Source organism: Streptomyces sp. NBC_01451 (assembly GCF_036227485.1).
Taxonomy (GTDB): domain Bacteria; phylum Actinomycetota; class Actinomycetes; order Streptomycetales; family Streptomycetaceae; genus Streptomyces.
Window position 1 is genome coordinate 4,330,970 of sequence record NZ_CP109479.1, and the last position, 26,902, is coordinate 4,357,871.

The following is a 26,902-nucleotide window of genomic DNA, read 5'->3' on the forward strand; positions in this document are numbered from 1 at the left end:
TCCGGCCGAACCCTCCGCACCGTCCGCACCGTCCGAGTGCTCACGCAGCCCCGGACCGGCCACGCGACCCGGTGGTACGGTCGCGGAATGGACCCGCAGGAGCTCGCCAACCTCGCGCATCTGCGCAGGGCCCGGGATCTGATCGACCGGGAGTACGCGCGTCCGCTCGACGTGCCGACGATGGCCAGGCACGCGCTGATGTCGCCGGCGCACTTCTCACGACGGTTCCGGGCGGCCTACGGCGAGACGCCCTACAGCTATCTCATGACCCGCCGTATCGAGCGGGCGATGACGCTGCTCCGCGCCGGCATGAGCGTCACCGACGCGTGCATGACCGTCGGCTGTACGTCGCTGGGCTCCTTCAGCTCACGGTTCACCGAGATCGTCGGGGAGACACCGAGCGCGTACCGCGGCCGGGAGCACGAGGCGGTGACGGCGATGCCCGCCTGCGTGGCGAAGGTGACCACCCGGCCGAGCAGAAACGCGCCGACGACGGGCTCCGGCGTGCAGAGCACCGACGCGCCGAACGCCGACGTGTCGGACGCTGAGCTGTCGGACGCCGAGCTGTCGAGCCCGGACGTCACGGGCACGGACGCTCCGCCCACCGGCACATCTCCCACCGGCACATCTCCCACCGGGACGCCCCCCAGCGGCACATCCCCCACCGACGCATCACCCACCGGCACACCGGACGGGCACATCGGGAACGTACCGAGCAGGATTCGAGAAGCGGGCCGTACGGCCGCCGCCTAGCTTTGACGGCATGGACATCGCACTGCAGTACTGCCACATCACCGTCAACGACCCCGACGAGGCGCTCGCCTTCTACCGCGACGCACTCGGCTTCGAGGTCCGCAACGACGTCGCATCCGGCGAACACCGCTGGGTCACCCTCGGCAGCCCCGCGCAGCCGGACCTCGAAATCGTCCTCTCCGAACCGCACGCGGGCCGCTCCGCGGCCGACGGCGACGCCCTGCAGGAACTGCTCACCAAGGGTGTCATGCCGATGTTCGTCTTCCGCACCGACGATCTCGACGCCATGTTCGAGAAGGTACGGGCATCCGGCGCCGAGGTGCTCCAGGAGCCCATGGACCAGGGATGGGGCCCGCGCGACTGCGCGTTCCGCGACCCCTCGGGCAACCTGGTACGGATCTCGCAGAAGCCGAAGGGCTGAGGACCGGGCCAGGGACCGGACCAACGGCCGGGTCGTGAACCGGGCCGGCTGTACGGCGGGAGCAGCCCGCGGCGGCCTGTAGGAAACCCAGACGAGACGGAGACCCGATGAGCAGGACCCCGAGGACGGACTCGCGGGCGGCCGACGCGCCGCACGGTGCCGACAGTCACGATCTGATCCGTGTGTACGGTGCGCGCGAGAACAACCTCAAGGACGTCAGCATCGAACTGCCGAAGCGTCGGCTGACGGTGTTCACCGGTGTCTCCGGTTCGGGCAAGAGCTCCCTGGTGTTCGACACGATCGCCGCGGAGTCGCAGCGGCTGATCAACGAGACCTACAGCGCGTTCGTCCAGGGGTTCATGCCGACGCTGGCGCGGCCCGAGGTCGACGTACTCGAAGGTCTGACGACCGCGATCATCGTCGACCAGCAGCGGCTCGGCGCCGACCCGCGCTCCACGGTCGGCACCGCCACCGACGCCAACGCGATGCTGCGCATCCTGTTCAGCCGGCTGGGGCAGCCGCACATCGGGCCGCCGAGCGCGTACTCCTTCAACACGGCCTCGGTCCGGGCGAGCGGCGGGATCACGGTCGAACGCGGTGCCGAGAAGACGAAGACCGTCAAGGCGACCTTCAACCGCACCGGCGGTATGTGCACGCGCTGTGAGGGCCGGGGCGCGGTCTCCGACATCGACCTCACCCAGCTCTACGACGACTCCAAGTCGATCGCCGAGGGCGCGTTCACCATCCCCGGCTGGAAGTCGGACAGTCAGTGGACGGTGGGGCTCTACGCCCAGTCGGGCTTCCTCGACCCGAACAAGCCGATCCGCCGGTTCACCAAGAAGGAGATGCAGGACTTCCTCTACGGCGAGCCGACGAAGATCAAGGTCAACGGCGTCAACCTCACCTACGAGGGACTGATCCCCAAGATCCAGAAGTCGTTCCTCTCCAAGGACAAGGAGGCGCTGCAACCGCACATCAGGGCGTTCGTGGAGCGGGCGGTCACCTTCGCCACCTGCCCCGACTGCGAGGGCACCCGGCTCAGCGAGGGTGCCCGGTCGTCGAAGATCAAGAAGATCAGCATCGGCGACGCCTGCGCGATGGAGATCCGCGACCTGGCCGAGTGGGTCCGCGGACTGACGGAACCCTCGGTGACACCCCTGCTCACCGCGCTCCAGCACACGCTGGACTCGTTCGTGGAGATCGGCCTCGGCTACCTCGCGCTCGACCGCGCCTCGGGCACCCTGTCGGGCGGTGAGGCGCAGCGCGTCAAGATGATCCGCCACCTCGGTTCCGCGCTCACCGACATCACGTACGTGTTCGACGAGCCGACGATCGGCCTGCACCCGCACGACATCCAGCGCATGAACGACCTGCTGCTGCGGCTGCGCGACAAGGGCAACACCGTGCTCGTCGTGGAGCACAAGCCCGAGGTGATCGCGATCGCCGACCACGTCGTCGACCTCGGCCCCGGCGCCGGTACGGCGGGCGGCACCGTCTGCTTCGAGGGGACCGTCGAGGGGCTGCGGACCGGCGGCACGGTCACCGGCCGCCACTTCGACGACCGGGCCGCCCTCAAGGCGACGGAGTCGGTACGCGAGCCCACGGGCACACTGCCGATCCGCGGCGCGACGAAGCACAACCTCAAGGGCGTCGACGTCGACATCCCGCTCGGGGTGCTGTGCGTGGTGACCGGTGTCGCCGGGTCCGGCAAGAGCTCGCTCATCCACGGGTCGCTGGTCGAGACGCGGGGTGCCGTCGACGGGGGTGTGGTGTCGGTCGACCAGACCCCGATCCGCGGCTCCCGGCGCAGCAACCCGGCGACGTACACGGGACTCCTGGACCCGATCCGTACGGCGTTCGCCAAGGCCAACGGGGTCAAACCGGCCCTGTTCAGCGCCAACTCCGAGGGCGCCTGCCCCACCTGCAACGGCGCCGGTGTCATCTACACCGACCTGGCGATGATGGCCGGCGTCGCCACGACCTGCGAGGACTGTGAGGGCAAGCGGTTCCAGGCAGCGGTCCTGGAGTACCACCTCGGCGGGCGGGACATCAGCGAGGTGCTCGCGATGTCGGTGACGGAGGCGGAGGCGTTCTTCGGCGCGGGCGAGGCGCGTACGCCGGCCGCGCACCGCGTCCTCGACCGGCTAGCGGACGTCGGCCTCGGCTACCTCAGCCTCGGCCAGCCCCTCACCACCCTGTCCGGCGGCGAACGCCAACGCCTCAAGCTGGCCACGCACATGGGCGACAAGGGCGGCGTGTACGTCCTCGACGAGCCGACGACCGGCCTCCACCTCGCCGACGTCGAACACCTCCTCGGCCTGCTCGACCGGCTCGTCGACGCGGGCAAGTCGGTCATCGTCGTCGAGCACCACCAGGCGGTCATGGCCCACGCCGACTGGATCATCGACCTCGGCCCCGGCGCGGGCCACGACGGCGGCCGAATCGTCTTCGAGGGCACCCCGGCCGACCTGGTGGCGGCCCGCAGCACCCTCACGGGGGAACACCTGGCGGAGTACGTGGGCGCCTGAGCGGCGGGGCCGGGACCACTGCACCGTGGCCACGCCCCCTGCTGCCCCTGCCTCCCGCGTCCGGCCTCTGATCGCCTACGTCCTACGTCCTACGTCCTACGTCCTACGTCCTACGGGCTACGTCCTACGGGCTACGGGCTACGGGCTACGAGCTACGAGCTACGGGCTACGGGCTACGGCTGGAGCCAATCCTCGACGACCGCGAAGTCCGCGTCCCGCAGCCCGTGATGAGGGTCGACCCGGTGCAACAGGGCCCGGCCCGGGTGGTGTTCGGCCACCCACCGACGGTCGGCGTCGGTCACCTCGTCATCGAGCCAGACGAAGGCCCGCCCGCCTGCCGACTCGACGAGCGGGCGGGTCTTCCAGTGCACCCCGGGCACGTCTTGCGGGCCCGGCTCCGGCCAGTTCACCACCGGTAGGGCGGGCAGACCCAGCCACGGGGCGACACACTCGTTCGCCTCGTCCATCCACGTCGTGGCCCACATCAACTCGCAGGCCAGCGCGGCCAGTCGAGGCCCGAGGGCGGGGTCGATCCGGGGCAGCAAGGGGTTAGCCCCGGATGCCGGAACGCGCGGTCGCCGGGCGGGCCGGTACGTCGGGTAACCGTCCGGATACTGCTCCGGTGTGCCGCCGAACGGGATCAGCGGCCCGTCGACGTCCAGGAAGAGGAGAGGGCGCGGGGCGGGAGGAGGGGAAGGGAACGGAGAAGGGTTCGTCATCGCCCCTCTTGATACCGCGGCCTCGCCCTCACCGCCGCCGCATTCGCATTCGCATGCTCAACCGGATCCGGATCCCGAGCTCAGAACGGCAACGCCCGCCCGTGCACGACCTCCAGCCGTGACACCGCCCGTGTCAGCACCACGTACAGCCGGTTCAGTCCCCGCCCGGTCACCCCGTCCTCCCGCTCCCCCTCCACGATCGCCGCCGGTTCCACCACGACCACGTGGTCCCACTCCAGCCCCTTCACCTCCTTCGCCGACATCACCGCGACCCTGCCCCCGTTCACCGCCACTCCCGCCGCGCCCAGCGTCTCCCGCACCCCGGTCACCTCGCCGTCCGCCGTCACGACCCCCACCGACCCCTCCCCAGCGAGCGCCCGGCGCACCGCGGCCACCACCTCGCCCGGGATGTCGGTCGTCTCCACGACCCTCAACTCCCCGTCGCCGCGCAGGGATCGGGCCGGTGGCACCGGTACGTCCAGGCGGGCCAGCAGCCGGTTGGCGAAGGCGACCACCGTCCGCGGTACCCGGAACCCGGTGGTCAGCGGGATCACCGTGGCGTCCGGTTTGCCCAGGTGGCCCAGCAAGGGACCCCATGCCCGTGCCGCCCACGGCGTGGTGCCCTGGGCCAGGTCGCCCAGGACTGTCAGCGAGCCGTAGGGCACCCGGCGGGCGATCGCCCGGCACTCCATCGGGGAGAGGTCCTGGGCCTCGTCGATCACGACATGGCCGTAGCCCTCGGGGTGTTCGATCAGGCCGGCGACCTCGTCGAGGAGGACCAGGTCGGCGGCCGACCAGCGCGCCGACTTCCACGACCTCGGCGGACGCGCCCACCGCACCGCCCGCTGCTCGTCCTCCCCCAGCACTCCCTCGGCCGCCCGCGCCAACACCCCCGCATCTCCCAGGAGTTCGGCGACCACTTCCTCCGGACGCACCCTCGGCCACACCGCCTCCACGTACGCCCCGACCGCTCGCGCCCGCTCGATCCGACGTACCCAGCCGTTCGACTGCGGCCCCGCCCGCCGTTCCGCCTCCCGCTGGATACGGCCGACGACCCGGGTCCGTACGCGCTCGCGCCCCACGGCGTACGGCGGTTCCTCGGCCCGTACGCCCGCCACGATCCGCGCCAGCTCCGCCGCCGGGACCCGCCAGCGGTACGAATCGTCCGGCACCTCAAGGAAGTCGAAGGGGCCAACGGGGTCAAGGGAGTTGGCGTGTCCGTCCCTCGCCACGCGGGCGTACAGCGCCCGGCGCAGCACCTCCGCCATCCGCGCGTCGTGCTTCACGACGGCGGCCCGCTCGTCGTCCTCCGCCCGCACCGGACGGCCCGGGCCCGCGATCTCGTCCGTGACCGTCGACTGCCGTACGCCCGTCTCGCCGAGGGCGGGCAGTACCTCCGAGATGTACGAGAGGAACGTGCGGTTGGGGCCGAGGATCAACAGGCCGCCGCGCTGGACGCGTTGGGGGTGCGTGTAGAGGAGGTAGGCGGCCCGGTGCAGGCCGACTGCCGTCTTGCCGGTGCCGGGGGCGCCCTGCACGCACACGGACACGCCGAGGCCCGCCCGTACGAGGTCGTCCTGCTCGGGCTGGATCGTCGCGGCGATGTCCCGCATGGGCCCGACCCGGGGCCGCGCGATCTCCCGGGCGACCAGCCCGCCCACGCCACCCGCACCGCCCGCCAACTCCCCCTCCCCCGGACCGACTTCCGTCAGGTACTCGTCCGGGCCCCCGTCCAGGTGCTCGTCCTCCAGGCCGGTCAGGTCGGCGGAGTCGCCCCTGCTGCCGGGCGCCCAGCCGAACCGGCGGCGTACGGCCACACCCTGTGGATCGCGGGCGCTCGCCTGGTAGAAGGCCCGGGAGACGGGGGCCCGCCAGTCCACGACGAGCGGCGGGCGGGTCGGGTGCTCGCTGATCCGCAGACGCCCGATGTGATAGCCGGCCCCGCGGTGCTCGCCACCCCGTTCACCGCTGCCGAAGTCCAACCGGCCGAAGAACAGAGGCCCTTCGGGCAGCTCGCCCAGTTCCTTCGCCTTGCTGCGCAACTGGTACCCGAGCACCTCCGCGTCCGCGCCGGAGGCGGAGACGTCCACGCCGGTGACGACCTGCTCCCGGGCGCCGTCGATCATCGCGGCGAGGGCGGCGCGGCAGGCGTCGTGGTGGGCGCGTTCGCGACGCAGGGAGTCATGGAGCGGGGAGTCGGGTGGCGTCATCCGGCAACCCTACCCAAATAATGTAACCGAGTTAAAGATTTTACCCGGTCGTGTTCCTTGCACCCGCCCGTCCCACTCCCGCTCCCACTCCAGCCCCCGGCCCCTCCGACCGGAGCCACGGCACCAGCCCCGCCTCCAGCTGCCCGAACGCCCCCTCCGCAGCCGCGATCGCGTCCCCCCGTACCGCCTCCACGCTCTCCCCCGCCGCGATCCGCCGCCAGTTCTCCTGAGCCAGGATCCGCTGTACGGCGATGATCTGACCGGCCGCGAGCCGGGCCGTCAGGGTGCCGCCCAGGGCCGCTGCGAGTGCGGCCTCCGAGCGCTGCTGGTACTCGTACGCCCGCGCGACCAGCGACGGGGTGCCGTAGAGCAGACCGTGGAAGGCGAGCACCCCAGGGGCGTCGTTGAGGCCGGTGACCGGGTCCTCGCGGCTCAGCCCGTCGAGGAAATGGCGCCGCAGCGCATCGACCGGCGACACCCCGGCCCCCGCACCAGCACCCGTATCCGCACGGGCCGCCCGCACCACCCGCGCCGCCTCGTCCTCGTGGTCCGCGAAGCGGTGCAGGACGAGGTCCTCCTTGGCCGGGAAGTACCGGAACAGGGTCGGCTTGGAGATCCCGGCCATGGCGGCGATCTCCGCGACGGAGACCGCGTCGAAGCCCTTCTCCAGGAAGAGCCCGATCGCGATGTCGGACACGTTCTGGTACGTCTGCCGCTTCTTGCGCTCACGCAGCCCGATCTCAGCCATGGGAGGGAGACTACGCACCACCACACCGACGCCGGAGAAGCGGTTACAGGATCGGTCCCGGCTCCAGGTTCAACGCGTTCAGCGCGGCGGCCACGGTCGCCTGGACCGACGCCACCGCCCGGGCCGTGTCGGATGCCTCCAGGTCGGTGCGGCCGGCCAGCCGGTCGAGGTCGACGTACGCGGAGCGGACCATCTCCAGTCGTTGGTACGTGCGCCGGTCGCGCCGCCAGTCGCGGGTGTAGTGCGCCGGCAGGGTCAGCTCCCAGCGGCGCAGCATGCGGTGCCGCACGACGGGGCGGGGGCGGGCGAGATGGAAGTGGCGGACCAGGTCGTACAGGGGGTCGCCCACCATCGCGCGCTCCCAGTCGACGAGAGCCAGCGAGAACCTTTCCTCGTTCAGGCGTACGAGGTTCCAGAGGCGCAGGTCACCGTGGAGGAGCGTGGGGGTGCGCGGGCTGACCCGGTAGCGGGACAGGATCCGGTGGAGGCGGTCGGGGCCGGGCAGGCCGCACCGCTCGGCGAGGCGGCGCGACTCGTCGGGCAGTGCGTCGGCCAGCCGGACGAGCCGTTCCGTCATCCGCTCGTAGAAGACTCCGGCGGTGGCCGTCGGGTCGAGGGCGAAGTAGTCGACCGCGGTGAGGGCGCAGAGCTGGTCGACCAGTTCGTCGGCCTCGTACAGCCGAAGGCCGGACAGCGGGCGCCGGGGCGGTGTGCCGCCGTCGCCCTGACCGACGTACGTGTGGATGAGGAAGGGGCCCGCCGGGTCGGCGTCGTCGCCCATGGCCAGCACACGCGGCGCCGCCACCGCCACGCGCGTGGTCTCGATGAGCTGGAGTACGACGTGCTCGGCGTGCTGACCCGTTTCGCGCCGGGGAGAAGGCGTCCTGGCGGGGCGGCGTACGAGGACCGGGTCGCGCCGGCCCCGCACCCGCACCACCGGGTTCACGTCCGACATGCCCGTGCGCGCGTTGCGGGCAGCCGCCGAGCGCTCCGCGAGAAGCGCGTCGGCGACCTGGGCGTCGGTGAAATCGGGCAGGTGAGGGTGGTCGCGGCCCGGCTTCCAGTGGACGGGTTCCGTCTCCCGCCCACTGGCGACCGGTGCGCCGAGCCGGAAGAACGTCCAGCGGACCAGCACCTCCTCGATCTCCCCCTCGTCCGGGACGTCCCGCAGGGCGAGCGGCGCCGCGGCGACCGTCAGCGCCCGGTGCACGCTCCGCACGGACTTCACCAACTGCCCGGCGTCGGGCGACTGTTCCAGGGCGTACGCCGCGCGGATCACGTCGGGGTAGACGGACTGGGCCCGCTCGAAGGCGATGTACTGGGGCAGGTCCTCGTACAGCCCGCGCACCGAGGTCGGGCTCACCCCGCGCATCGCCTCCGCCCAGGCCTCGGTCGCCTCCTCGACCTGCGCCTCGGAGTAGCCCATGCGTACGAGATGGATGGCGAGGTCGTGCAACGGGTCGCCGTAGGTGGCGAGTTCCCAGTCGACGGGGATCAGCCGCGGCGGCTCGTCGGGGGTGACGATCACGTTGGCCCGGTGCAGGTCACCGTGCAGGAAGCGGTACGGCCGACCGGTCATCCGCGGTACCCGGCCGACCATTCTGCGCAGGCCGTCGTCGGGGATTCCCAGGGCCCGGAACAGCGGGCCGTAGGCCTTGTTGTTGGCCAGCCGGACGACCCGGTCCGCACGATGGATCAGGTGCCGCAGGAAGGCCCGGCTGTCGTCGCCCGACGGCCAGCCCGCCGGCAGCGGGGGCAGCTTTTCGAGGGGCACCGACGTCAGGCTTGCCTGGATGCCGACCATCGCCGCGATCACCTCACGGTCGACGGGGGTCCCTCGGGGGGAGGTGCCGGACAGCGGCCGGCCGGGCACGAAGTCGAACAGCCCGGACTTCCCGAAGACCTCCGCCAGGCAGCGCGGCACGCCCGGCACGGTGCTCCTGATCGCGTCCAGGATCCTCGCCTCCTCGTCCGGCCAGGTCTTCACCGCCACGACCGGCAGATCGTGGCGGGGTATCCGGACCATGACCGGCCTGCCCGCCTGGCAGCGGAGGACCTGCGCCAATTCAGGAGTGAGTGCGAGTACGTAGTTCGAGTTGTGGTGCCCTTCGAGCAACTCCCCCTCTTCGCACGCCAGGTCGACGAACTGGCCGTACACGGTGGGGTGCGGGGCAAGGGGTGTGCTCAATGGAGTTCCTGTGCCTCGTGCGCTTGGTGCTGGATACCGACTGTAGAACATTCGTGTGACCAACGAGGCGAGAGTCACTCAAATGAGTTTAGGGGAAAGCGATTTCCGCATCCCGGTGATCATTTCCCTGTCCACTGCTCCGATCCCGGTCCCGTCGCTCGCGATGCCACCGCACCAGGGATGTCATGACATACCGAAGAGTTGGTACACCCATAAGCCCCAGAGGCTCCGCTCCGCCCAGCAGAGCCCCGTGCACCTTCGAGGCCTCGCGATAAAGCTGCGGCCAGTTGAACCTGGCACCGGAACCGAGAATCTGAGTGGCGCGGATCACGTCGGTGAAAACCGATTGCGCGCGCTTGAAATCCAGGATTTTCGGGAGATCGCTCTCCCAGTTCTTCGCACTGCCCGGCCTGACGTCCTCCGCGAGCGAACTCCAGCGCTCGGCAAGGGAATCGCGCTGCTTTTCCGGATAGCGCATGAGGTAGAGATGCGTGGCCAGGTCGTAGAGCGGGTCCCCGAACATCGCCAGCTCCCAGTCGATGGTCCAGAGCCGGCCCGCACGGTCCAGGACGAAGTTCTCCCGGTGCAGGTCGGCATGGAGCAGACAAAAGGGACGTTCGGTCAGGTCAGAAACGTTCTTTCTGAGCGTCTTGAAAGAGTCCGCGTCGACACCGAGGGCCTCGAAGAGCGACTGGAAGTCCGCCAGGTTCCGCCGGTAGACGCGCTCCTCGGCGAAGGCGATGAGCCGTTCCAGGAATTCCGAGCTGTTGGGGTCGGTGGCCCGGTCCGCGATCTCGCACCGGCGTTCCGTGTCGAGGGTGTCCGCCGAGATGGCGAGCATCTGCCCGAAGAGCCTGAGGACCTGGTCGACCACCTCGCCGGGGACCTTCTGGCCCGATCGGTGGCGCGCGGCCAGCGTCCGCCCCTCGATGAACCGCTGCAACCGCATGTCCCCGGCCGGGATGAGCTCGGGAATGCCGTCGACGCGCCCCTGGAGGTCCGCCAGGAGCTGCTCCTCCGAGAAGAAGCAACGCCGGTCGAACCAGAGCAGGTTGCCGCGCGGCTCGCGGACCTTGCCGCGCACCCGGCTGCCGTCCGGGGCAGGCCCGGGAAGCGAGATCACGTGCGTGACATGGTGGTAGCCCTGGAACGTCTCCTCGGCGGCACTCGCGGGGGTCACATCGACGGCTCGCTCCGGAGCCGGAGACACTCGTTCGGCTGACATCGCCCGCTCTCTTGCCTGAGGACACGTGAGGATCCCTGAGGACCCGCCTCGCCCCACCAGAGCCCGCGGGGCCCTTTCACAGCGCCCCTCGTGACCCGCGACGACGGTCCCGCACCAACGGCCCCACGGGGCCCACATCCATGGTGGAGGAGAGATGCACGGTACTCCTCCGCTCCTCCGTGAATGAGCATGTTGCCAGAAAGCCGATGAGCGCGAGGTGCGCGCCCTACGTACATCCCGACGAACGAGGAGACTCATGAGTGGCGCCCCCGGTGACCCCCGCGCCCAGGACCCGCACCGTCTGCGCGCCCTGTTGCGCGACATACAAGCGGTGTTGATCGACTTCGACGGCCCCGTCTGTGACCTGTTCGGCCCCACCTCCACGGCGCACATCGCCGACGAGGTCAAGGCACATGCGGAACAGGCTTGGCCAGGCACCGAGTTGGACCCGGCCGTCCGCGACTGCGCCGACTCGCACGGCATCCTCCACGAGCTCGCCGCCATGGCCGACCGGCACGCGCCCGCCCTCGACGGGCCCCTCGACTGGGCGGACGGGATCGTGGAGAAGTACGAGTACTCCGCGGTGCGTTCGGCTCTGAGTTCGGCCCGGGAGACCCCCGGCGCGAGCGACCTCGTCGAAGCGCTGCACGCCCGCGGCAGGCCCCTGGCGATCGTGAGCAACAACGCGGAGGGTCCCGTACGGGAATACCTGCGACATGTCGGTCTGCTCAGTCGGTTCGAGGCGATCTGCGGACGCGATCCGCACGATCCCCGGCTGATGAAACCCCATCCGGATTCGCTCCGCCGCGCGTTACGCCTTCTCGGCGATCCGATACCCGGTCATGTCCTGCTCATCGGTGACCAGTTGACGGATCTGACGGCGGCGGCCGAAGCGGGCGTACGTTTCCTGGGATTCACCCCGTACGACGACCGGGCGCGCGAAATGCTGCGCCGGGGAGCGGATTTCGTGGTCGCCTCGCACGCACCGGTGGTCGAGGCGGTCGAGGAATCGCCCGTTTCCGCGACCGGGGGCGGTCAGTCCTCCGAGATGAATTCCCAGACCGAGTCGAACCACGACTGCATGCTGTCCACGAACACCGACCCCTCGGATTCCGCACCACCGGAATCCTGACCCTCCGCACCCCGCACACCGTGCATAAGACTGGCGCCGATCCCGATGACGTCGATCGCGGCAAGCGGTTTCGTCTCGTCCTCCAGCACGATGGGACGCTCGACCACCTCGTACATTCCGAGCAGCGCGTCCGTGCCGTTGAGCAGATAGAGCTTGAACGCCGGAACGATCGGCACCCGCCTGATCGCCACCTCGACGTTTTCCACCAGCCCTTCCGCCCGCAGCATGCCCAGCACATGCCGCAGCGAGGTCGCGTGCCGGCTGGTGATGGCCCGGAGCCGGTCCACGGGGCGGGTGTCGGCCGGGTCGGCGATGGCCCGCGGATAGGGCAGCGGCAGATCGTCGGTGGGCAGCAGCATGCGCAGGGTGATGCTGCGCGGGGCGGCGATCTCCCCGGTCCTGATCCGTTCCGCCTGGAGCCAGATGTGCCCCTGGAGCGACTCGGACGTCAACGTGAAGACGTCCAGGGTGACTTCGGGCTTCGTGAACGCCTCGCGGATGTGCGGCGCCAGGGACGTGCGCCCGGGACGGGCGAGCCGCACCGCGCCGCCCGGCCGGCCGCCACTTCCCTGCTGGGCGCCGGCCGTACGCGGCGCGGGCGCGGGCTCCGGTACGGCGATCACCCGGGAGCCGCTGCCCTGCCGGGACTCGATCAGATGCCGGTCGGTGAGCACGCGCAGCACCCGCTGGACGGTGTCCCTGGACACCCCGAACTCGTGGGCGAGTTCACGCTGGGGCGGCAGCAGCGTCCCCAGCGGATAGACCGCGGCCGTCGCCTCGTCACCGGACATCCGGAGGATCAGTTCGGCGAGGATCCGCTCGAACTCCCTGCCGCCGCCCTCGGTGCCACGCTGGTTGTCCTGTTGCTCACCCACAAATCGACCGTACCTCTTCCGGACCGCCGACACACCAATTTGCGTCAACCAACCAACCACTTGAGCAGGGCAGTTAAGGGATCTCCACTCCCGGGAAGACCAATCCCGAAGGCAACCAGTCCAATTGGACAGCAAGTTGAGTGATTGACCGCTGTGGAAGGTGCGGGTGGGGGACATGCTTCTTCTTCAAGTGCTGTGGGCGTTGTGCCAGTTAGGGCTGAGCATGCTGGCACAGCTGAGGCTCGGGCTCTTCGGCCTGATCCTGCTGAGCGCGATCTTCGTGGGAATCAGGTCACGCCACAGCGGGCTGGCCGTCGGGGCGGCCGTGGTGTTCGCGGTGCTGATGACTCAGGCCTGAGGCCCTGAACCAGGATCTCTGACCGTGCGCAGCACTCTCAGTACGGGTTCCAGCGAACCCACGACCGTCTCGGCGCCCGCGTCACGGAGCAGCTTCTCCTTGTCCTCGTGACGCGCGTAGCCGAGGAACGGAACACCGGCCTCCTGGGCGGCGAGGAAGTCCGAGGGGGTGTCGCCGATCATGAGCGCTGACGCCGGCGCCGCCCCCATCGCGTTCAACGCGCGGTTGAGACAGTGGGGGTCGGGCTTGAGGAGGCTGAGTTCCCGCGTGCGGCCGTAGACGTGCGGGGCGAAGCACGAGTTCAGACCACGGCTCGCCAGGTACTCGCGGACCACGAGTGGGGAGTTGTTCGTCGCGATGGCAAGCCGGGAACCCACGGCCGTCCAGGTGCGTATCAGGGGGTCGGCGTAAGCGGTCGGCATCGCCGAGGACGCGGCGCGCAGTTCCTCCTGCGTGAGACGCTCCTCCAGTTCCGCGACCAGGTCGCTGCCCGGGTGCCGGGCGTCGACGGCGCGCAGCACGAGATGCGGGTCCAGGCTCTCCCGCTCCCCCTCGGTGACGAGACCGTGCAGGCCGCGCCCCTCCAGCCACTCCACCAGCTCCGTGGCCACTTTCTCCGCCGAGTGCCCGGAGAACAGGCTGCAGATCGGCCCGTCGAAGTCCCAGAGCACGACGCGCGCCCGGGCGATCAGGTCCCGCAGTTTTCCGGTCTCGTTCTCGGTGTCCGATGCCACATGCTCGGTCCGTGTCGTATCAGGGGTCACTAGGAGAGTGTCAGGTCCGTCGTGATGGTTTCCCAGAGGGCGTCGAACCACTTCTGGGATTGCTCGACGAACGCGGTGTCCCGTTCCCCGGCGCCCTTCTCGAACGAGAAGAGGAGCGACTCGGTCCCCAGGGTGTCGTACATGTCGAGCGTCCCGCTCTCCATCGGCTCCTCGCGGCGGGCGATCATGTAGTACGCGATCAGCGCCTCCGTCCCGTTGAGCAGGTACAGCTTCACCGGCGGCGTGAACGGCAGCGCCCTGAACGTCACCCGTACGTCGATGCCGTGCGACGAGCGCAGGGCCAGCAGGTTGTGGCGGAGTACGTGCCCCTGGGCGTTGCGCTGGGCCAGCCAGCGCTGGTGGACCGGGGCCTCAGCGGCGTCGCCGCTGTCGTCGACGGGGACCGGGAAGGCCAGCGTGATGTCCCGGGACGGCAGCAGGATGCGTACGTCGATCGACTCGGGGCGGATACGGCCCTCGTGGATCAGCCGGACGGGTTCGCCGACGGCCAGCATCAGGGTCTCCGCGGTGAGGCAGGCCGCGTCGATACTCACGTGCGGGGCCGAGAACGCCTCCGTCAGACGCGGCGCCAGCCCCACCATCGTCGGCTGGGGCCCCACCCGGGAGGGGGGCACCGCGGCGACGCGCGGCGGGCTGCCCTTGCTGACGTTGGTGAGTAGTTGCTCGGCGTGCAGGATGCGCAGCGCCTCGCGTACTGCACCCCGCTCGACGCCGAACTCCTCGGCCAGGTCGGCCTGAGTGGGCAGGCGGTCGCCAGGTTGCAGATCGCCGGTGCGGATGCGGTCACGCAGGGCGGTGGCGATCTCCTGGGGCGTCTGTCGTCTGCTGCCGTTCACTGCCACGTTCTCCTGAGTCACAGCCAAACGCTACAACTCCGATCCATCTTTGGGGAGTTGCTTAAAAGTTGTTTATAAGTAGTGACCAAGTGGGGACAACCTAGTCAGAGTTGGTAACCAACTTGATGAAGTTGGTGGAAGCCTCCCCTCCTCTCCACCACCTGCCACCGCCCCTGACGCTTGAAGGAGGAACCACCATGCCCGCCATCGCTCTCCTCGCCGCCGTCTTCATCAGCGGTTTCCAGCAGTTCATCAGCTGGCAGTACGGCACCTCCGGCGTCGTCGGCCTGCTGTTGCTCACCATAGGCATCAAAGCCAGGAACGCGACCATCAGCTCCATCGGAGCCGTCGTGCTCGCCCTGCTGGTCACCGGGCCCACCCTGTGACGGTGGCAGCCGGCCTCGGGAGACCTCAGTCCGTGAGCACCAGCTCCGAACTGATCGTCTCCCACAGCGCGTCGAACCAGAGGTGCGACTGCTCCACGAACGTCGAGTCGCGCAGCCCGGCGCCCCGCTCGAACGCGAACAGCGTCGACCGGACACCCTCGGCGTCGTACATCTCCACCTGCTCGTGGTCGATCTCCGCCTCGCTCCTCTTCAGCGTGTAGTACGCGAAGAGCGCTTCCGTCCCGTTGAGCAGGTACAACTGCACCGGTGGCGTGAACGGGAGGGCCCGGAAGGAGACGTGCACGTCGATACCGTGCGTGCCGCGCAGGGCCAGCAGATTGTGCCGCAGGACCTGCCCCTGGGCGTTGCGGTGGGTCAGCCAGCGGCGCTGGAGCCGGCCGGTGGCCGACGCCCCGGCCGGGGAACCGTCCGCGAGTGCCACCGGCGCCGGGAACGCGAGGTCGATGTCGCGGCTCGGCAGCAGCACCCGGACGTCGATCCTGGCCGGATTCAGCCGTCCGGCATGGACCTGGCGCAGCGGCTCCCCGATGGCGAGGGTGAGCGAGACGGACGTCAGGCACAGGGCGTCGATCGTTACACGCGGCGCCGCGAAGGCAACCGCGATACGGGGCGCGAGGCCCCCGATGGTGGGCAGCGGCGGGGCGGCAGGGCCGGTCGGCGCCGGTCCGGGATCGAGGGCGACCGTCGCCGGACTGCCCTTGCTGACGTTGGTCAGCAGACGCTCGGTGTGCAGGATGCGCAGCGCCTCCCGCACGGCTCCCCGCTCGACGCCGAACTCCTCGGCCAGCCTGGCCTGGGTGGGCATGCGCTGGCCCGGCCGCAGCTCACCGGTCCTGATCCGGCTGCGCAGGGCGTCGGCCACGTCTCGGTGTGACCTATGGGTCTCCACAACCAAACCCTACAACTTCCCGCCATCCTTGGGCAGTTCAAGGAAAGGTGGTTATAAGACGCTTCCAAGTGGAGATAAGCACAGTGAAGTTGGCTACCAACTTCCACAACATGGTCAGGCATTCGACAGGTTGGCCGACGAACTCTCTTCCGGAGGGGAGCCTGGAGCTCGGCAGCCACCACGACGGGAAAGGGGGCCGGACCGGAATCGGATCAGAAGATGTCCGGGCACCACGGTCGCCTGGACGTACGCAGCAGGGCGTCGGCCACACGGGCGGCGCCCGCTCGTTCTTCCCGCACCCGCCCCAGCGCCGCCAGCCGCACCGCCGACTCGTCACCGAGCCACAGCGCCGCCAACTCGCTTACATCCAGGGTGATTTCGGCGGCGTCACGAACACCTGACGTGCAGGAGCCGACGCCCGCCTCGGACACGTCGAGCCGGTAGCGTCCCCCGGCGAACCCGGCCGGGTCGACGACCTCCAGGACAAGGCTGCGGCTGCCGCCGACCGCCCCACCGGCCGCCCCGCCAGTCACCCCCTCGGCCGTCCCGTCGTACGGACGTGCCTCCAGGGCCCGTACGACATCCAGGATCCGCACCCACAGCCAGTCCGCGTGCGTGGTGAGCCTGGCCGCCCGCGGATTCGGCAGGAAGAAGGGGAGCAGGTCGTCCGGGGCGCGCCAGCCGGTCTTGACCCTGGTGATCCAGTCGATCGAGCAGAGGTACTGCCACAGGGCGCGCTCGGCGGCGGGCGTCGCGGCGATCAGCCAGTTCACGTCGGCGGTGTTCTGCGGCTGCTTGGCGTCCCACTTGTCCTCGGCCTCGTACGAGACAAGCCCGTCGATCTCGCCGTCCGCCGAACGGTGGACGGCGTAGAAGGGCTCGTCCCAGGACTCCCCGAACCGCACCACACCGGTGTTGACCTGCCACCAGCGCTCGTCACGGCTCACGGCACCCGGCTGCTGCCGCGCGAGCCGCGTGTGCAGCTCCGGCCCCAGCTTCCGTACGTCCGCCGCGTCCACGAGGTCGATACGGCCGCCGTCCGCCGGGCCCGCCCAGCGGGGGTCGAGGCCCGCCCGCGGTACGTCGATGGTCCACTCCGAGGCCCAGGTGGCGGGCCCGAAGCCGTACCGTCCGTAGATCGGGTACTCGGCGGCGATCAGGGTGGCGACGACGTCCCCGCGTTCCTTCGCGGCGGTGAGGTCCTGGGTCATCATCCGGGTGAGGATGCCCCGGCGGCGGTGGGTAGGGGAGACGGTGACGTTCGAGATCGCGTCCGCGGGGACGGTCGCGCCGGCGCCCACGCTCAGGTCCTGCGGGAACGAGCGGAACGTCGCCACGCATCGTTCGCCGTCGTACGCGCCGAGGGTCCGCCCCGGCAGGAAGCCGCCTCGGCGTGCCTCCAGCTCCGTGTCCGTGACCTCGGGCGACCGGAGGAACCCGGTGCTCAGGGCCCTGGTCCACTCCCGGAGTCCGTCCTCGGTGACGGTGCGTACGTCGATGTCGGCACGGGGGGTCATGGGGTCAGGCTAGGGGGAGGGTGGGTGGCCTGTCGCGCGGATTTCCCCCGCCCTCGCCGCCCCTACCCGTCCCCGTCCCGCCCCATCCCGTTGCTGGAGGTTTCCCTCAGACCAGCAGGTCCTCCACCTGTGCCTCGCCCTCCCGGTAGCGGCGGGCGATCTCCCCGCTGCAGTCGTCCGCCGTCCGCTGCAGGCCCTGCCGCCGCTGCGAAACCTGCTGCTCGTACCGCACCAGCCTCCCCATCGCCGCCGTCAGCTCCGGATCCGTACGCGCGTCCAGGTCCGACAGCTCGACCTCGGCGAGCATCTCCGCCGCGAGCCGCCCGTACTCCTCGCTGTGCGGCGTCCCCAGCGTCACGTGCCGCGCCGACGACCGGTGGCGCGCCGGCGCGTCCGTCAGGATCTCCGACAGCCGCTCTACGACCGATCCCTCCCCCACCGCGACCACGGAGGTGGGCCCGCGCCGCGCGAGCTCCGCCCGCAGGATGTCGATGCGCCCCTGAAGCAGCCGCCGTACGTAGCTGAGGTCGGCCTCGTCGCGCTGGGCCTCCCGGCGCAGGACGCGCAGCTCGGCCAGGCGCAGCACGGTGAGGTCGTGCTCGGGCGGAGCGGGGGCCAGCAGCGAACTGATCGAAGTGACCGGAGCAGGTGGAGCGACCGGAGCCGCCGGGCCGACGTCGCGCTGCTCGGGCGGTCGGGCGGCCGTATGAGGCCGCCCGGTACTCGGTGTGCTCATGTGCCCTCTACCGTCCCCTCGACAGGCGAATGGGTAGCATCGTGCCACCCCCGGTGGCCGCTATGTGACCGAGTGCCCCCGAACGGCCCCAGATGGGGGCTTAAGGATCAAAAAGAATCCCTCCACAGGCCCTGCGCGACCGCTCCGGACGGCACGGCATGATGGGCCCATGCGTGCAGTGGTGCAGAGGGTGGACGGCGCGAGCGTCGTCGTGGACGGCGAAGTGACGGGTGAGATCGCGGGCGAGGGCCTGTGCGTCCTCGTCGGTGTCACACACGAGGACACGAAGGAGAAGGCGGCCCAACTGGCCCGCAAACTCTGGTCGATCCGCATGCTCGCGGACGAGAGATCGTGCTCCGACATCGACGCCCCGCTGCTCGTCATCAGCCAGTTCACCCTGTACGGCGACGCCCGCAAGGGCCGCCGCCCCACCTGGAACGCGGCAGCCCCCGGCGACGTCGCCGAGCCGCTCGTCGACGAGGTGGTCGCCCAACTCCGTTCCCTGGGCGCGACGGTGGCCACGGGCCGCTTCGGCGCCCAGATGCGGGTCACCCTGACGAACGACGGCCCGTTCACGGTCCTCGTGGAGATGTAGCGGCCGAGGAGCGCACGTACAGGGGGTGGTGGGTCGTGGTCGGGGCCTACGGCTCGACCACGACCTCCTGTGCGGCAGCCGTCGTGTCGGCCATCAGCCGCGCGTCCACCGCCACGTTCCGCTTCACCAGCGCGAGCGCGACCGGACCCAGCTCGTGGTGCCGTACGGACGTCGTGATGACGCCGATCTTCCGCCCGTCGGGCCCGTCGTCCGCGAGCCGCAGTTCCGTGCCGGGCGGCGGCAGGTGGACCTCGCTGCCGTCCAGGTGCAGGAACACGAGCCGCCGCGGCGGCTTGCCCAGGTTCTGGACCCGGGCGACCGTCTCCTGCCCCCGGTAGCAGCCCTTCTGCAGATGCACCGCGGTGCCGATCCAGCCCAGCTCGTGCGGGATGGTCCGGTGGTCGGTCTCGAACCCGACGCGCGGCCGGTGCTGCTCGACCCGAAGCGCCTCGTACGCCAGCAGTCCCGCCGCCGGTCCGGCCTTCTCGGCGTACGACTCCAGCTCGGCACGGGGGAGGAAGAGGTCACGTCCGTACGCGGTCTCGCGTACGACGACGCCCTCGGGGACTTCCGCGATGGCTCCGGCGGGGAGGTGGACGACCGCGAACTCGTCTGTCCGGTCGGCGACTTCGACCCGGTAGAAGAACTTCATCGACTCCAGGTAGGCGATCAGCGCCGCCTGGGTCCCCGGCTCCACATGGGCCCAGGTGGTCGTGCCGTCGTCGACCAGGTACAGCGCGTGCTCGATGTGGCCGTTCGCGGTCAGCACCAGCGCCTCGGTGGCCTGCCCCGCGGGCAGGTCGCTGACGTGCTGGGTGAGCAGCAGGTGCAGCCAGCTCAGCCGGTCGTCGCCGGTGACGGTGACCACGCCCCGGTGGGAGAGGTCGACGAATCCGATGCCCTCGGCGAGGGCACGCTGTTCGCGGAACAGTTCGCCGTAATGGGCGGCGACGCCTTCGTCCACCCCCTCGGCGGGGACGGCGCCGGGCAGGAACAGCAGAGGGCTCTTCATGGGGACAAGCCTACGACTCGGTACTTGAAACCTTGGCCGTCGGGGCGTGCGGGGTTGCCGCGCGGGGGGTCGCGCCCTTGCCGGCGGCGGCCTTGAGCGCGCAGTCCTTGCAGCGGCCGAAGATCGCGAAGTGCTTCATGTCGGTCTCGAACCCGAAGTCCTCGCGGAGCCTGGCGGTGAAGTCCGCGGCGGCGGCGACATCCGTCTCGATCACGTTCTCGCAGTCGCGGCAGACCAGATGGATGTGGTGGTGCCGGTCCGCGAGGTGGTAGGTCGGCGCGCCGTGCCCGAGGTGGGCGTGGCTGACCAGATCCAGCTCCTCCAGCAGCTCCAGGGTCCGGTAGACCGTGGAAATGTTGACCCCCGACGCCGTCTTCCTCACTTCCACGAGGATGTCGTCGGGGGTCGCGTGCTCAAGGGTGTCCACGGCTTCGAGGACAAGCTGGCGTTGCGGGGTCAGCCGGTAACCGCGCTGCCGCAGATCACTTTTCCAGTCGGTGCTCACCACACCAGAGAGTCTAGGTCCACTCGCCCGCTTTACTTGAAGAAGGCGATTCCGTCGTCCGGCATATCGTCCGGCAGGGCCTTCGCCCAGCGTTCGACGTCCTCGGGGGTGACGACCTTCTTCAGGTGCGCCGACATGTACGGGCGCAGCTCGACGTCCGGGGTCTGCTTCTCGCCGACCCACATGAGGTCGCTGTGCACGTACCCGTAGAGCCGCTTGCCGCCGGTGTACGGCCCGGAGGCCGCCGTCCGCGCCACGGCGTCGGTCACGATGTCGATCTGGGGCTTCTTGGCGGCCAGCTCGCCGTACCAGACCTCGACGACACCGTCCTGGCGGACCATGACGACCTCGACCTTGCGGTCGGCGTCGACCCGCCAGTAGCCGGACTCGGACTCCAGTGGCCGGACCTTGTTGCCGTCGGCGTCCAGCACCCACGAGTGGGAGTGGTACTCCAGGAAGTCACGTCCGTCGTGCGTGAAGGTGACCTCCTGCCCGAAGTTGCACTTCTCGTCACCGGGGAAGTCATAGACCCCCGCCCCGGCCCACTCGCCGAGCAGGAAGACGAGAGGCACAAGGTCCTTGTGCAGGTCGGACGGGATCTCGATCATGAGCGACGGTTCCTGTGATTCCTGGAGAAGGGGGTCAGCGCTGGCCCTGGTACAGCTTCTTGACCGTCAGACCGGCGAAGGCGAGAACGCCGACGGCGACCAGAACAAGCAGGGCTTCGAAGAATGCCTCAAGCACGGGGTGCTCCTCGGACGATCGGTTGGGCAGTACACGCGGTACAAGGCGGTACACACGCTACGCAAGGGCCGGGCCCCACTCTAGTCGGGTGGGGCCCGGTGCTCACGGCGAGGTCCGCAGAGGTCCGCAGAGATGCGCGGAGATGCGCGGAGGTCCTCAGTCGAGCAGCTGGCTCTGCAGGGTCACCGTCTGCTGGAACGGTACGTCCAGGGCCTCGCCCTTCCGGGACTGCACGATCAGCGCGATGGTGTCCCCGGCGGACAGATACGCGTGCCGGACCTGCTCGACGCCGTACGGCTTCGGCTCCACGTACAGCGAGCGTGGGATGTCCCCGAGCAGGGACGCGGACGAGAAGCCCTCGTCCGGCTCGGACTCCTCACCGCCGCGGATCGTGTATTCGGGGCCGTCGTAGTGGGCGAGGTCCGCGAACAGCCCGTCGGCGACGGCCGCGGTGTCGAACCGCGCCAGGTAGATACGGGTGTGCGTGCCGTCCGGTGTGCGCCAGCCGCGCCCGGCGATGTGCCGCAGGCCGTTGTCGGTGAGCACCTGGCTGAACTCGTCGCGGTCCTCCACGTCCGCGTACTCCGACAGGAGGTCCCCCTTGGCCAGCCAGCCGTCCTCGCCGACGAGCCCCTCGTCGGTCTCGGCGCCCTTGGGCGCGGGCAGCACCAGGGCGCGCAGGTCGGCGTAGTGGGTGCCGGACGTGTTCACGTCGGCGAAGGGCGCGGGGCTGCCGGCCGGCAACGGCGGCCTGACCAGCACCGGGTACTCCCACCGTCCGTCGGGCTCGGTCGCCAGCCCTGGTACGTCGGTCCGCTCCATCCGGGTGATGCCGTACGCCGCGGACGCGCCCACCGCCGCGAAGACGGCCATGGCTGCGGTCCAGCGGAGGGCCGCGCGCAGGACACGGCGGTCCTTCCTGACCGCCGGCACCGGCTCCACCGGAGGCACCGGGGACTCCTGGTCCGCCTGTGGTGGTACGAGCGGTGGCGCTTGCGGGGCTTCGGGCAGGGAAGGCGCCGGCGCGTCCTCCCGCTGCGGCTCGGTCAGCTCCGTCTCGGTCCGGTGCTCGCTCATACCGCCTCCCCCGGCTCCGTGATGCGGTCGAGCTGCTCGCGCAGCAGCACCGCGACCTGCTTGGTGTTGAGTGGCTCGGCCGCGTACGCCGTGGCGCTGACGAGCACGTCGCCGACGTAGGCGGAGCAGTACATCGCGTCGAGCTCCATCTCGTCGCTCTTGGGCGGCAGGAAGCACTTGGCGTTCTTGTGGCCCTCGATCCTCGGGCCCTTGCGGAAGATGTCCAGGGCGTCCATGAACTCGCTCTGGAACCGGGACATGTCCCGGACAGTCGCCTTGTTCGCCATCTGGGCCAGCACGATGCTCACCGTGAAGGCCTCCTCCGAGTAGGTGGAGGGTTCAGTGCCCCAGCCCACGTAACTGCGCATCGCCATGCCCTTCACGGGCTGTCGGTCGATCTCCTTCTCCAGCCGCCTGCGCTGGGTGCGGGGCAGGTCGCGCAGCGACTCCTTGCGCAGGGCGGTGGCCTGGTCCCCGCTGAGCAGGGAGTCGGAGCCGAACTCCCCGATGTCCGGGCCGCGCTCCCAGGTGTCGGCCTCGTACGGCACGAGCAGGCCGGCGAGCCCGGACGGGGCCGTCTTCCGCTTCTCGTCGGCCGCGGCCTTCGGGAACTTCCAGACGGGGGCGCCCGCGTCCCGGTCCGCGTTGTCGACGGTCACGACGGTGTAGCCGGTGCCCGCGACGACGGCGCCGACGAGGAGGACGGAGGTGGCGACGGCGGCGATACGGCCGCGCCGCACCGGCTTGCGCGGGGCAGTGAGATCGGGGGCGGGAGTCACGTCCTGGGGCTCGGGGGTCTCCGAGACCTCCGGAACCGCAGGACTCTCCGCTGCTTCAGGGCTCCCCGAAACGGCAGGACTCGCCGGGGCGTCGGTGCTCTCCGGGACTTCGGTGCTCTTCCGGGCCTCAGGAGTTTCCGCGTTCTCGCTCACAGTCGCTCCATCTGCCGCTCGGCCAGGTCCATGATCTTCGCCTTGGAGATCGGCTTGGTGTCGTAGAGCCAGATCTCCATGGCGATGTCACCGCGCCAGGCGTGGGCCTCGGCGCTGTAGATCGGCTCGTAGCCGGCCTCGGTCTCGGGCTTGGTGGTGATGTACACCATGCCGTCGCCCGTGCCGGGGATGGGCCAGCTGCGGGTGCCCTCCACGTTCCAGCCGTCGGCGGATTCCGCGGCGGCGAGGTACTCCTCCTGGCGGTACTGGACGAGCCGGATCTCGACGCTGTACGTGCTGCCCACCAGCCAGGTGGTGTCGGCCGCGCGCCGGAACTCGTCCGCGACGAGGTCACCGAAGAAGCCCTTCGAGTCCTCGACCTGATCCGCGTAGTCGGCGACGTCCAGCCAGCCGTCCTCGCCCGGTGGGAACTCCCAGTCCTTCGCTCCCTTGGGCCGCTTGAGCAACAACTTCCGCAGGTCCCCGTCGGTCCTCACCCGGCGGTCCTGCGAGGCCGGCAGCGGCTCGGGCCCCTCGCCCTCGGCCTGCGCGAGCACCGGCTGGGAGAGTGAGGGCAGTCCGGTGGGCTCGCGATCGGCCTGGACGAGATAACCGGCGCAGGTTCCGGCGACGAGCCCGAGCACCGCGGCACCGGCGATCAGCAGCGTCGTACGCCCCCGCCGACGCACCCGCGGTGGAGCGGGTGGCTCCGGCGGGGCCGCAGCGGCCTCCGGCGCGGCCGGTTCCTCGGCGGCCTCTGCGGCCTCCAGGATCTTCGGCGCTTCGGGTACTTCCGAGACTTCCAAGACGTCCCCCATGCAACGTGGCGCACGGATTCCCTATCCGCGCGCACAGGAGACCCATGGCGAACGCCCAGAGTTGTAAAGGAGTTGATTACGATTCGGACTCCCGCCCGGCCTACGATGCGGCCATGGCGAAGAAGCTCGTGATCAAGGTGACGGCGGGGGCCGACGCCCCCGAGCGCTGCTCGCAGGCGTTCACGGTGGCGGCGGTGGCCGTGGCCAGCGGGGTCGAGGTGTCCCTGTGGCTGACCGGGGAGTCGGCGTGGTTCGCGCTGCCGGGGAGGGCCGCCGAGTTCGAGCTGCCGCACGCCGCGCCGCTGCCAGACCTGATCGACTCGATCCTGGCGGCAGGCCGCCTCACCCTCTGCACCCAGTGCGCGGCCCGGCGGGACATCACCGAGAAGGACGTCATCGAGGGCGTACGGATCGCGGGCGCGCAGCTCTTCGTCCAGGAGGCGATGGCGGACGGTACGCAGGCGCTCGTCTACTAGAGCGAGCCCCCACTGACCGCCCCGACAAAGGCGTCCCAGGCCCCGGCCGCGAGAATGAGAGCGCCTCGACCGGGGTCCTTACTGTCCCGGACGGGGACGACGGAGGGGAGGTTGGGGGCGACTTCGACGCAGTTGCCGCCGTCCGAGTTGCTGTAGCTGCTCTTGCGCCAGGCGGCGGAGCGGAGGAGGTCGTCGGAGACCTCGACGCACTGACCGCCGTCCTGGTTGCTGTAGCTGCTCTTGCGCCACGTCAAGCTGTTCAGGTCGATGGCTCGCATGAGGCTTCCTCCAACATCCGCCTGATCAACTTCCGCGATTCGTCCGGCGATAGGGCCAAATCGCGTACCAGATCGTATCGGAGCTGAAGCCGTTCGACGTCTGCAATCTCCTGGACCAGTTCGCCCGAGTATCCGCTCTCGACCCACGCCACGGTACGGCCGTCGGCGCCCCGCAGGAACATCACGTCGGTGTTCGTTAGTCCATGGGGTCCAGCGCTCAGCGGCACTACGTGGATAGTGACGTTGTTGCGCTGCTCCATGAGGAGCAGGTGCTCCAGTTGATCTCGCCACTTGGCGGCATCCCGCAACGGTGTGCGCAGCACGGACTCGGAGAGGATCGTCCGGAACCGTGGGGCACCGTCCGCCAACAGCACCGCGCGACGGCCCACGCGCGCGTCGACCTGTACCTCCAACTCGTCCCCGTCGAGCCCGCCCGCCGCGAGCAACTCACGTGCGTATTCAGCGGTTTGGAGAACACCAGGCAGGTTGGCGGCGGCGTAGTGCCAGAGACTGACCGCCTCGGCCTCCAGCACCATGTACCGCCGATAGCGCTCCTTGAACTGCGTCGGATCTCCAACTGCCAGCTCCCACAAGGCGAGCAGGAGTCCAGGGGTCCCGTAATGCTGGTCCAGCGCCTGAGCCACCTCCGGGCTCCCCAACGTCGCCCCGCTCTCCAGTTTGCCGAACAGGGACGCGTCCCACCCCAGCGTCTCCGCGAGCTGCCGCAGGCTCTCCCCTCGCGCGGCCCGGAGTAAGCGCAGCTCCTCCGCGAACCGTCGCCTGGGCTCCTGGCTGCGCCCGGTGATCACCCTTCGCGACGGCATCGCGCTCCTCCTGTGGAAACCCGTGGAATTTATGGAACTTGCGACTCCCCGCACCGAACAACCGCCGGTCAGCGGCGTTTTGGCCGCGCGGATGGGTCATGCTCACCCTGAACCCGAATACGCAGAGTAGTACAAACACCGCATTGCATATAGAAGTTGGATGAAAGGAACGGCATCCATGACAACCGAGCCGACGACATCCTTCGAGCCCGGAACCCTGGTCCACGACCCGGTCACCGACAGGATCGGCGAGTACCGGGCCGCCTCCGGCCCGTACGCGATGCTGCGCCCCGTCGGCGGCGGCCGTGAGTGGCAGGCCGACCCCGGGTCGCTCCGCGCGGCCACGCCCGAGCAGCGGCTGAGCGCGGGCGTGCGCGCGGCGAACGAGCGTGCAGAGCGGGCCACTTGGGGCTACCCGGAGCCGAGCCGACCGCCCGCGCCGGTGCCCGGCTGCGAGACGTGCGCCGAAGTGGACGGGCTGCGGCGGACCGCGGGCGCGGAGTCGGACGCCAGCGCGGTGACCGACGCCGACGTCCTGATGCGCAGGCACCAGCGGGCGGAGCACGGCTCGTGACCCGGCGGGTCTTCCGGTACGTGGCGTACGTGCTCGCGCAGGACCTCACCGCGTACCCGGAGTACTCCGCGCGCTGCGTCTCGGGCGAGGACGCGGACTGCGGGGCCGAGTCCGGTACGTGGCCGGGGCCGGGGGAGGTCGAGGAGTGGCAGCGCAGGCACACTCAGGAGACCGGGCACACGCGCTGTCGCCGGGTCTTCGCGGACTACGCGGTCATGGAGCCGGTGGAGCCGACCGAGGGGCCCGACAGTCCGCCCCCGGGCCTGGAACCGGCACGCGTGACACCGCCGCTCCGCACGCCATGACCCGAGGCACAGGGCAACGGGCACGGGGCACGGGTGTTCAGGGCGCGGCTTGCGTCCACAGGCAGAAGGGATGACCCGCCGGGTCCAGCAGCACTCGTACGTCGTCCTGCGGCTGGTGTTCGTGGAGGCGGGCGCCCTCCGACACCGCCCTCGCCGTCTCCGCCTCCAGGTCGTCGACCTCGATGTCCAGGTGGAGCATCATCTGCTGGTCGCCGGGGTTCCGGGTGGGCCAGACGGGCGGGACGTACGCGGGTTCCGTCTCGAAGGCCAGGGAGACGCCCTCGGTGCCGGGCGGGGGGCCGATGAGGACCCAGTCGGATTCCTCGCCGCGGATCTCGTAGCCGAGGAGGCGGCGGTAGAAGCCGGCCAGTTCGTGCGCGTCATGCGCGTCCAGCACGACGGTGGACACCCTGGTACGCCCCACAGGTCCGCCTC

At 70.1% G+C, this 26,902-nt stretch carries 29 protein-coding genes and 1 pseudogene; 10 read left to right on the top strand and 20 right to left on the bottom strand.

Features of this window, described 5'->3' with window-relative positions:
• Positions 1–87 precede the first annotated feature (87 nt).
• The 3 genes and pseudogenes from OG595_RS18815 to OG595_RS18825 all read left to right on the top strand — a co-directional run.
• Positions 88–501, top strand: a pseudogene (locus tag OG595_RS18815) (helix-turn-helix transcriptional regulator); the annotation flags it as partial.
• A 262-nt stretch (positions 502–763) separates the two neighbouring features.
• Entirely contained in the window at positions 764–1,174 is a 411-nt protein-coding gene (locus tag OG595_RS18820) for a VOC family protein (RefSeq protein WP_327696535.1), read from the top strand.
• A gap of 107 nt (positions 1,175–1,281) precedes the next feature.
• Positions 1,282–3,702, top strand: coding sequence for an excinuclease ABC subunit UvrA (locus OG595_RS18825; RefSeq protein ID WP_329273553.1), 2,421 nt, complete (start codon positions 1,282–1,284; stop codon positions 3,700–3,702).
• 173 nt (positions 3,703–3,875) lie between these two features.
• On the opposite strand, the gene OG595_RS18830 is transcribed toward OG595_RS18825, so the two are convergent.
• The 5 genes from OG595_RS18830 to OG595_RS18850 all read right to left on the bottom strand — a co-directional run bounded on the left by OG595_RS18830 (position 3,876) and on the right by OG595_RS18850 (position 10,651).
• On the bottom strand, positions 3,876–4,421 hold the full coding sequence (locus OG595_RS18830; protein ID WP_329273555.1) for an HAD domain-containing protein: 546 nt from the start codon (positions 4,419–4,421) through the stop codon (positions 3,876–3,878).
• A gap of 80 nt (positions 4,422–4,501) precedes the next feature.
• The gene (locus tag OG595_RS18835; protein ID WP_329273557.1) at positions 4,502–6,631 is read right to left on the bottom strand and encodes a HelD family protein; all 2,130 of its coding nucleotides are present in this window, start codon (positions 6,629–6,631) and stop codon (positions 4,502–4,504) included.
• Positions 6,632–6,671: 40 nt separating this feature from the next.
• Positions 6,672–7,379: a TetR family transcriptional regulator gene (locus OG595_RS18840; RefSeq protein ID WP_329273558.1), complete on the bottom strand. Its 708-nt coding sequence runs from the start codon at positions 7,377–7,379 to the stop codon at positions 6,672–6,674.
• A gap of 43 nt (positions 7,380–7,422) precedes the next feature.
• Positions 7,423–9,567, bottom strand: coding sequence for a phosphotransferase family protein (locus OG595_RS18845; RefSeq protein ID WP_329273560.1), 2,145 nt, complete (start codon positions 9,565–9,567; stop codon positions 7,423–7,425).
• Positions 9,568–9,655: 88 nt separating this feature from the next.
• A complete protein-coding gene (locus tag OG595_RS18850; protein WP_329273561.1) occupies positions 9,656–10,651 on the bottom strand; it encodes a phosphotransferase family protein in 996 nt (331 codons plus the stop codon).
• Between the two features lie 397 nt (positions 10,652–11,048).
• On the opposite strand from OG595_RS18850, the gene OG595_RS18855 reads away from it, so the two are divergent.
• Positions 11,049–11,924, top strand: a complete 876-nt coding sequence (locus OG595_RS18855) for an HAD family hydrolase (protein ID WP_329273563.1) — start codon at positions 11,049–11,051, stop codon at positions 11,922–11,924.
• On the opposite strand, the gene OG595_RS18860 is transcribed toward OG595_RS18855, so the two are convergent.
• Positions 11,828–12,799 carry a winged helix-turn-helix domain-containing protein gene (locus OG595_RS18860; protein WP_329273564.1) on the bottom strand — a complete coding sequence of 324 codons (972 nt, stop codon included), beginning with the start codon at positions 12,797–12,799 and terminating at the stop codon, positions 11,828–11,830. The two genes, OG595_RS18855 and OG595_RS18860, sit on opposite strands and share 97 nt — an antisense overlap.
• Before the next feature lie 175 nt (positions 12,800–12,974).
• Here OG595_RS18860 and OG595_RS18865 point away from each other — a divergent pair, with 175 nt between their 5' ends.
• Positions 12,975–13,157, top strand: a complete 183-nt coding sequence (locus OG595_RS18865; protein ID WP_329273565.1) for a hypothetical protein — start codon at positions 12,975–12,977, stop codon at positions 13,155–13,157.
• Here the strand turns inward: OG595_RS18865 and OG595_RS18870 are convergent.
• Together OG595_RS18870 and OG595_RS18875 are read right to left on the bottom strand one after the other, a co-directional pair.
• Complete coding sequence (locus OG595_RS18870) at positions 13,148–13,891, bottom strand: HAD family hydrolase (RefSeq protein ID WP_329273566.1); 744 nt, start codon at positions 13,889–13,891, stop codon at positions 13,148–13,150. The genes OG595_RS18865 and OG595_RS18870 overlap by 10 nt on opposite strands.
• Positions 13,892–13,920: 29 nt before the next feature.
• Positions 13,921–14,805 carry a FadR/GntR family transcriptional regulator gene (locus tag OG595_RS18875; protein WP_329273567.1) on the bottom strand — a complete coding sequence of 295 codons (885 nt, stop codon included), beginning with the start codon at positions 14,803–14,805 and terminating at the stop codon, positions 13,921–13,923.
• Positions 14,806–14,975: 170 nt separating this feature from the next.
• Between OG595_RS18875 and OG595_RS18880 the strand changes: the two genes are divergently transcribed.
• Positions 14,976–15,164, top strand: coding sequence for a hypothetical protein (locus OG595_RS18880; protein WP_319208588.1), 189 nt, complete (start codon positions 14,976–14,978; stop codon positions 15,162–15,164).
• A gap of 25 nt (positions 15,165–15,189) precedes the next feature.
• Here OG595_RS18880 and OG595_RS18885 read toward each other — a convergent pair whose 3' ends face one another.
• From OG595_RS18885 to OG595_RS18895, 3 genes are all read right to left on the bottom strand, one after another.
• The gene (locus tag OG595_RS18885; protein ID WP_329273569.1) at positions 15,190–16,047 is read right to left on the bottom strand and encodes a winged helix-turn-helix domain-containing protein; all 858 of its coding nucleotides are present in this window, start codon (positions 16,045–16,047) and stop codon (positions 15,190–15,192) included.
• Positions 16,048–16,286: 239 nt separating this feature from the next.
• On the bottom strand, positions 16,287–17,591 hold the full coding sequence (locus OG595_RS18890; RefSeq protein ID WP_329273571.1) for a GNAT family N-acetyltransferase: 1,305 nt from the start codon (positions 17,589–17,591) through the stop codon (positions 16,287–16,289).
• 106 nt (positions 17,592–17,697) lie between these two features.
• Positions 17,698–18,327: an RsiG family protein gene (locus OG595_RS18895; RefSeq protein ID WP_329273573.1), complete on the bottom strand. Its 630-nt coding sequence runs from the start codon at positions 18,325–18,327 to the stop codon at positions 17,698–17,700.
• Between the two features lie 169 nt (positions 18,328–18,496).
• On the opposite strand from OG595_RS18895, the gene dtd reads away from it, so the two are divergent.
• Positions 18,497–18,922, top strand: coding sequence for a D-aminoacyl-tRNA deacylase (gene dtd, locus OG595_RS18900; RefSeq protein WP_329273574.1), 426 nt, complete (start codon positions 18,497–18,499; stop codon positions 18,920–18,922).
• A gap of 46 nt (positions 18,923–18,968) precedes the next feature.
• Here the strand turns inward: dtd and ygfZ are convergent, their stop codons facing one another.
• From ygfZ to OG595_RS18930, 6 genes are all read right to left on the bottom strand, one after another.
• On the bottom strand, positions 18,969–19,934 hold the full coding sequence (ygfZ, locus tag OG595_RS18905) for a CAF17-like 4Fe-4S cluster assembly/insertion protein YgfZ (protein ID WP_329273575.1): 966 nt from the start codon (positions 19,932–19,934) through the stop codon (positions 18,969–18,971).
• A gap of 10 nt (positions 19,935–19,944) precedes the next feature.
• Positions 19,945–20,442, bottom strand: coding sequence for a Fur family transcriptional regulator (locus OG595_RS18910; protein ID WP_329273576.1), 498 nt, complete (start codon positions 20,440–20,442; stop codon positions 19,945–19,947).
• A gap of 29 nt (positions 20,443–20,471) precedes the next feature.
• Positions 20,472–21,047 carry an FABP family protein gene (locus tag OG595_RS18915; protein ID WP_189145159.1) on the bottom strand — a complete coding sequence of 192 codons (576 nt, stop codon included), beginning with the start codon at positions 21,045–21,047 and terminating at the stop codon, positions 20,472–20,474.
• 292 nt (positions 21,048–21,339) lie between these two features.
• Positions 21,340–22,260, bottom strand: coding sequence for a hypothetical protein (locus tag OG595_RS18920; protein ID WP_329273578.1), 921 nt, complete (start codon positions 22,258–22,260; stop codon positions 21,340–21,342).
• Positions 22,257–23,039, bottom strand: coding sequence for a hypothetical protein (locus OG595_RS18925; protein ID WP_329273580.1), 783 nt, complete (start codon positions 23,037–23,039; stop codon positions 22,257–22,259). The genes OG595_RS18920 and OG595_RS18925 overlap by 4 nt, the downstream gene beginning before the upstream one ends.
• 149 nt (positions 23,040–23,188) lie before the next feature.
• A complete protein-coding gene (locus tag OG595_RS18930) occupies positions 23,189–24,010 on the bottom strand; it encodes a hypothetical protein (RefSeq protein ID WP_443073076.1) in 822 nt (273 codons plus the stop codon).
• A gap of 113 nt (positions 24,011–24,123) precedes the next feature.
• Here OG595_RS18930 and OG595_RS18935 point away from each other — a divergent pair, with 113 nt between their 5' ends.
• On the top strand, positions 24,124–24,486 hold the full coding sequence (locus OG595_RS18935; RefSeq protein ID WP_164321305.1) for a DsrE family protein: 363 nt from the start codon (positions 24,124–24,126) through the stop codon (positions 24,484–24,486).
• Here OG595_RS18935 and OG595_RS18940 read toward each other — a convergent pair.
• Together OG595_RS18940 and OG595_RS18945 are read right to left on the bottom strand one after the other, a co-directional pair.
• Positions 24,483–24,764 (bottom strand): DUF397 domain-containing protein, encoded by a 282-nt coding sequence (locus OG595_RS18940; protein WP_329273582.1) that lies wholly within the window; start codon positions 24,762–24,764, stop codon positions 24,483–24,485. The genes OG595_RS18935 and OG595_RS18940 overlap by 4 nt on opposite strands.
• Positions 24,746–25,588, bottom strand: coding sequence for a helix-turn-helix domain-containing protein (locus tag OG595_RS18945; protein WP_329273583.1), 843 nt, complete (start codon positions 25,586–25,588; stop codon positions 24,746–24,748). Before OG595_RS18945 ends, OG595_RS18940 begins: the two co-directional genes overlap by 19 nt.
• 178 nt (positions 25,589–25,766) lie before the next feature.
• Here OG595_RS18945 and OG595_RS18950 point away from each other — a divergent pair, with 178 nt between their 5' ends.
• Both OG595_RS18950 and OG595_RS18955 read left to right on the top strand, forming a co-directional pair.
• Positions 25,767–26,162 (top strand): hypothetical protein, encoded by a 396-nt coding sequence (locus tag OG595_RS18950; RefSeq protein ID WP_329273584.1) that lies wholly within the window; start codon positions 25,767–25,769, stop codon positions 26,160–26,162.
• Positions 26,159–26,467 carry a DUF7848 domain-containing protein gene (locus OG595_RS18955; RefSeq protein WP_329273585.1) on the top strand — a complete coding sequence of 103 codons (309 nt, stop codon included), beginning with the start codon at positions 26,159–26,161 and terminating at the stop codon, positions 26,465–26,467. The genes OG595_RS18950 and OG595_RS18955 overlap by 4 nt, the downstream gene beginning before the upstream one ends.
• Positions 26,468–26,504: 37 nt before the next feature.
• Here OG595_RS18955 and OG595_RS18960 read toward each other — a convergent pair whose 3' ends face one another.
• Complete coding sequence (locus tag OG595_RS18960; RefSeq protein WP_329273586.1) at positions 26,505–26,891, bottom strand: VOC family protein; 387 nt, start codon at positions 26,889–26,891, stop codon at positions 26,505–26,507.
• Positions 26,892–26,902 lie beyond the last annotated feature (11 nt).

Excerpts from the sequence above, each read along its gene's own strand:
- ygfZ (WP_329273575.1), bottom strand. The coding sequence starts at position 19,934 with ATGAAGAGCCCTCTGCTGTTCCTGCCCGGCGCCGTCCCCGCCGAGGGG.
- OG595_RS18945 (WP_329273583.1), bottom strand. The coding sequence starts at position 25,588 with ATGCCGTCGCGAAGGGTGATCACCGGGCGCAGCCAGGAGCCCAGGCGA.
- OG595_RS18825 (WP_329273553.1), top strand. The coding sequence starts at position 1,282 with ATGAGCAGGACCCCGAGGACGGACTCGCGGGCGGCCGACGCGCCGCAC.
- OG595_RS18820 (WP_327696535.1), top strand. The coding sequence starts at position 764 with ATGGACATCGCACTGCAGTACTGCCACATCACCGTCAACGACCCCGAC.
- OG595_RS18840 (WP_329273558.1), bottom strand. The coding sequence starts at position 7,379 with ATGGCTGAGATCGGGCTGCGTGAGCGCAAGAAGCGGCAGACGTACCAG.
- OG595_RS18920 (WP_329273578.1), bottom strand. The coding sequence starts at position 22,260 with ATGAGCGAGCACCGGACCGAGACGGAGCTGACCGAGCCGCAGCGGGAG.
- dtd (WP_329273574.1), top strand. The coding sequence starts at position 18,497 with ATGCGTGCAGTGGTGCAGAGGGTGGACGGCGCGAGCGTCGTCGTGGAC.
- OG595_RS18880 (WP_319208588.1), top strand. The coding sequence starts at position 14,976 with ATGCCCGCCATCGCTCTCCTCGCCGCCGTCTTCATCAGCGGTTTCCAG.
- OG595_RS18865 (WP_329273565.1), top strand. The coding sequence starts at position 12,975 with ATGCTTCTTCTTCAAGTGCTGTGGGCGTTGTGCCAGTTAGGGCTGAGC.
- OG595_RS18895 (WP_329273573.1), bottom strand. The coding sequence starts at position 18,327 with ATGAGCACACCGAGTACCGGGCGGCCTCATACGGCCGCCCGACCGCCC.
- OG595_RS18835 (WP_329273557.1), bottom strand. The coding sequence starts at position 6,631 with ATGACGCCACCCGACTCCCCGCTCCATGACTCCCTGCGTCGCGAACGC.
- OG595_RS18940 (WP_329273582.1), bottom strand. The coding sequence starts at position 24,764 with ATGCGAGCCATCGACCTGAACAGCTTGACGTGGCGCAAGAGCAGCTAC.
- OG595_RS18935 (WP_164321305.1), top strand. The coding sequence starts at position 24,124 with ATGGCGAAGAAGCTCGTGATCAAGGTGACGGCGGGGGCCGACGCCCCC.
- OG595_RS18930 (WP_443073076.1), bottom strand. The coding sequence starts at position 24,010 with ATGGGGGACGTCTTGGAAGTCTCGGAAGTACCCGAAGCGCCGAAGATC.
- OG595_RS18855 (WP_329273563.1), top strand. The coding sequence starts at position 11,049 with ATGAGTGGCGCCCCCGGTGACCCCCGCGCCCAGGACCCGCACCGTCTG.
- OG595_RS18950 (WP_329273584.1), top strand. The coding sequence starts at position 25,767 with ATGACAACCGAGCCGACGACATCCTTCGAGCCCGGAACCCTGGTCCAC.
- OG595_RS18890 (WP_329273571.1), bottom strand. The coding sequence starts at position 17,591 with ATGACCCCCCGTGCCGACATCGACGTACGCACCGTCACCGAGGACGGA.
- OG595_RS18915 (WP_189145159.1), bottom strand. The coding sequence starts at position 21,047 with ATGATCGAGATCCCGTCCGACCTGCACAAGGACCTTGTGCCTCTCGTC.
- OG595_RS18830 (WP_329273555.1), bottom strand. The coding sequence starts at position 4,421 with ATGACGAACCCTTCTCCGTTCCCTTCCCCTCCTCCCGCCCCGCGCCCT.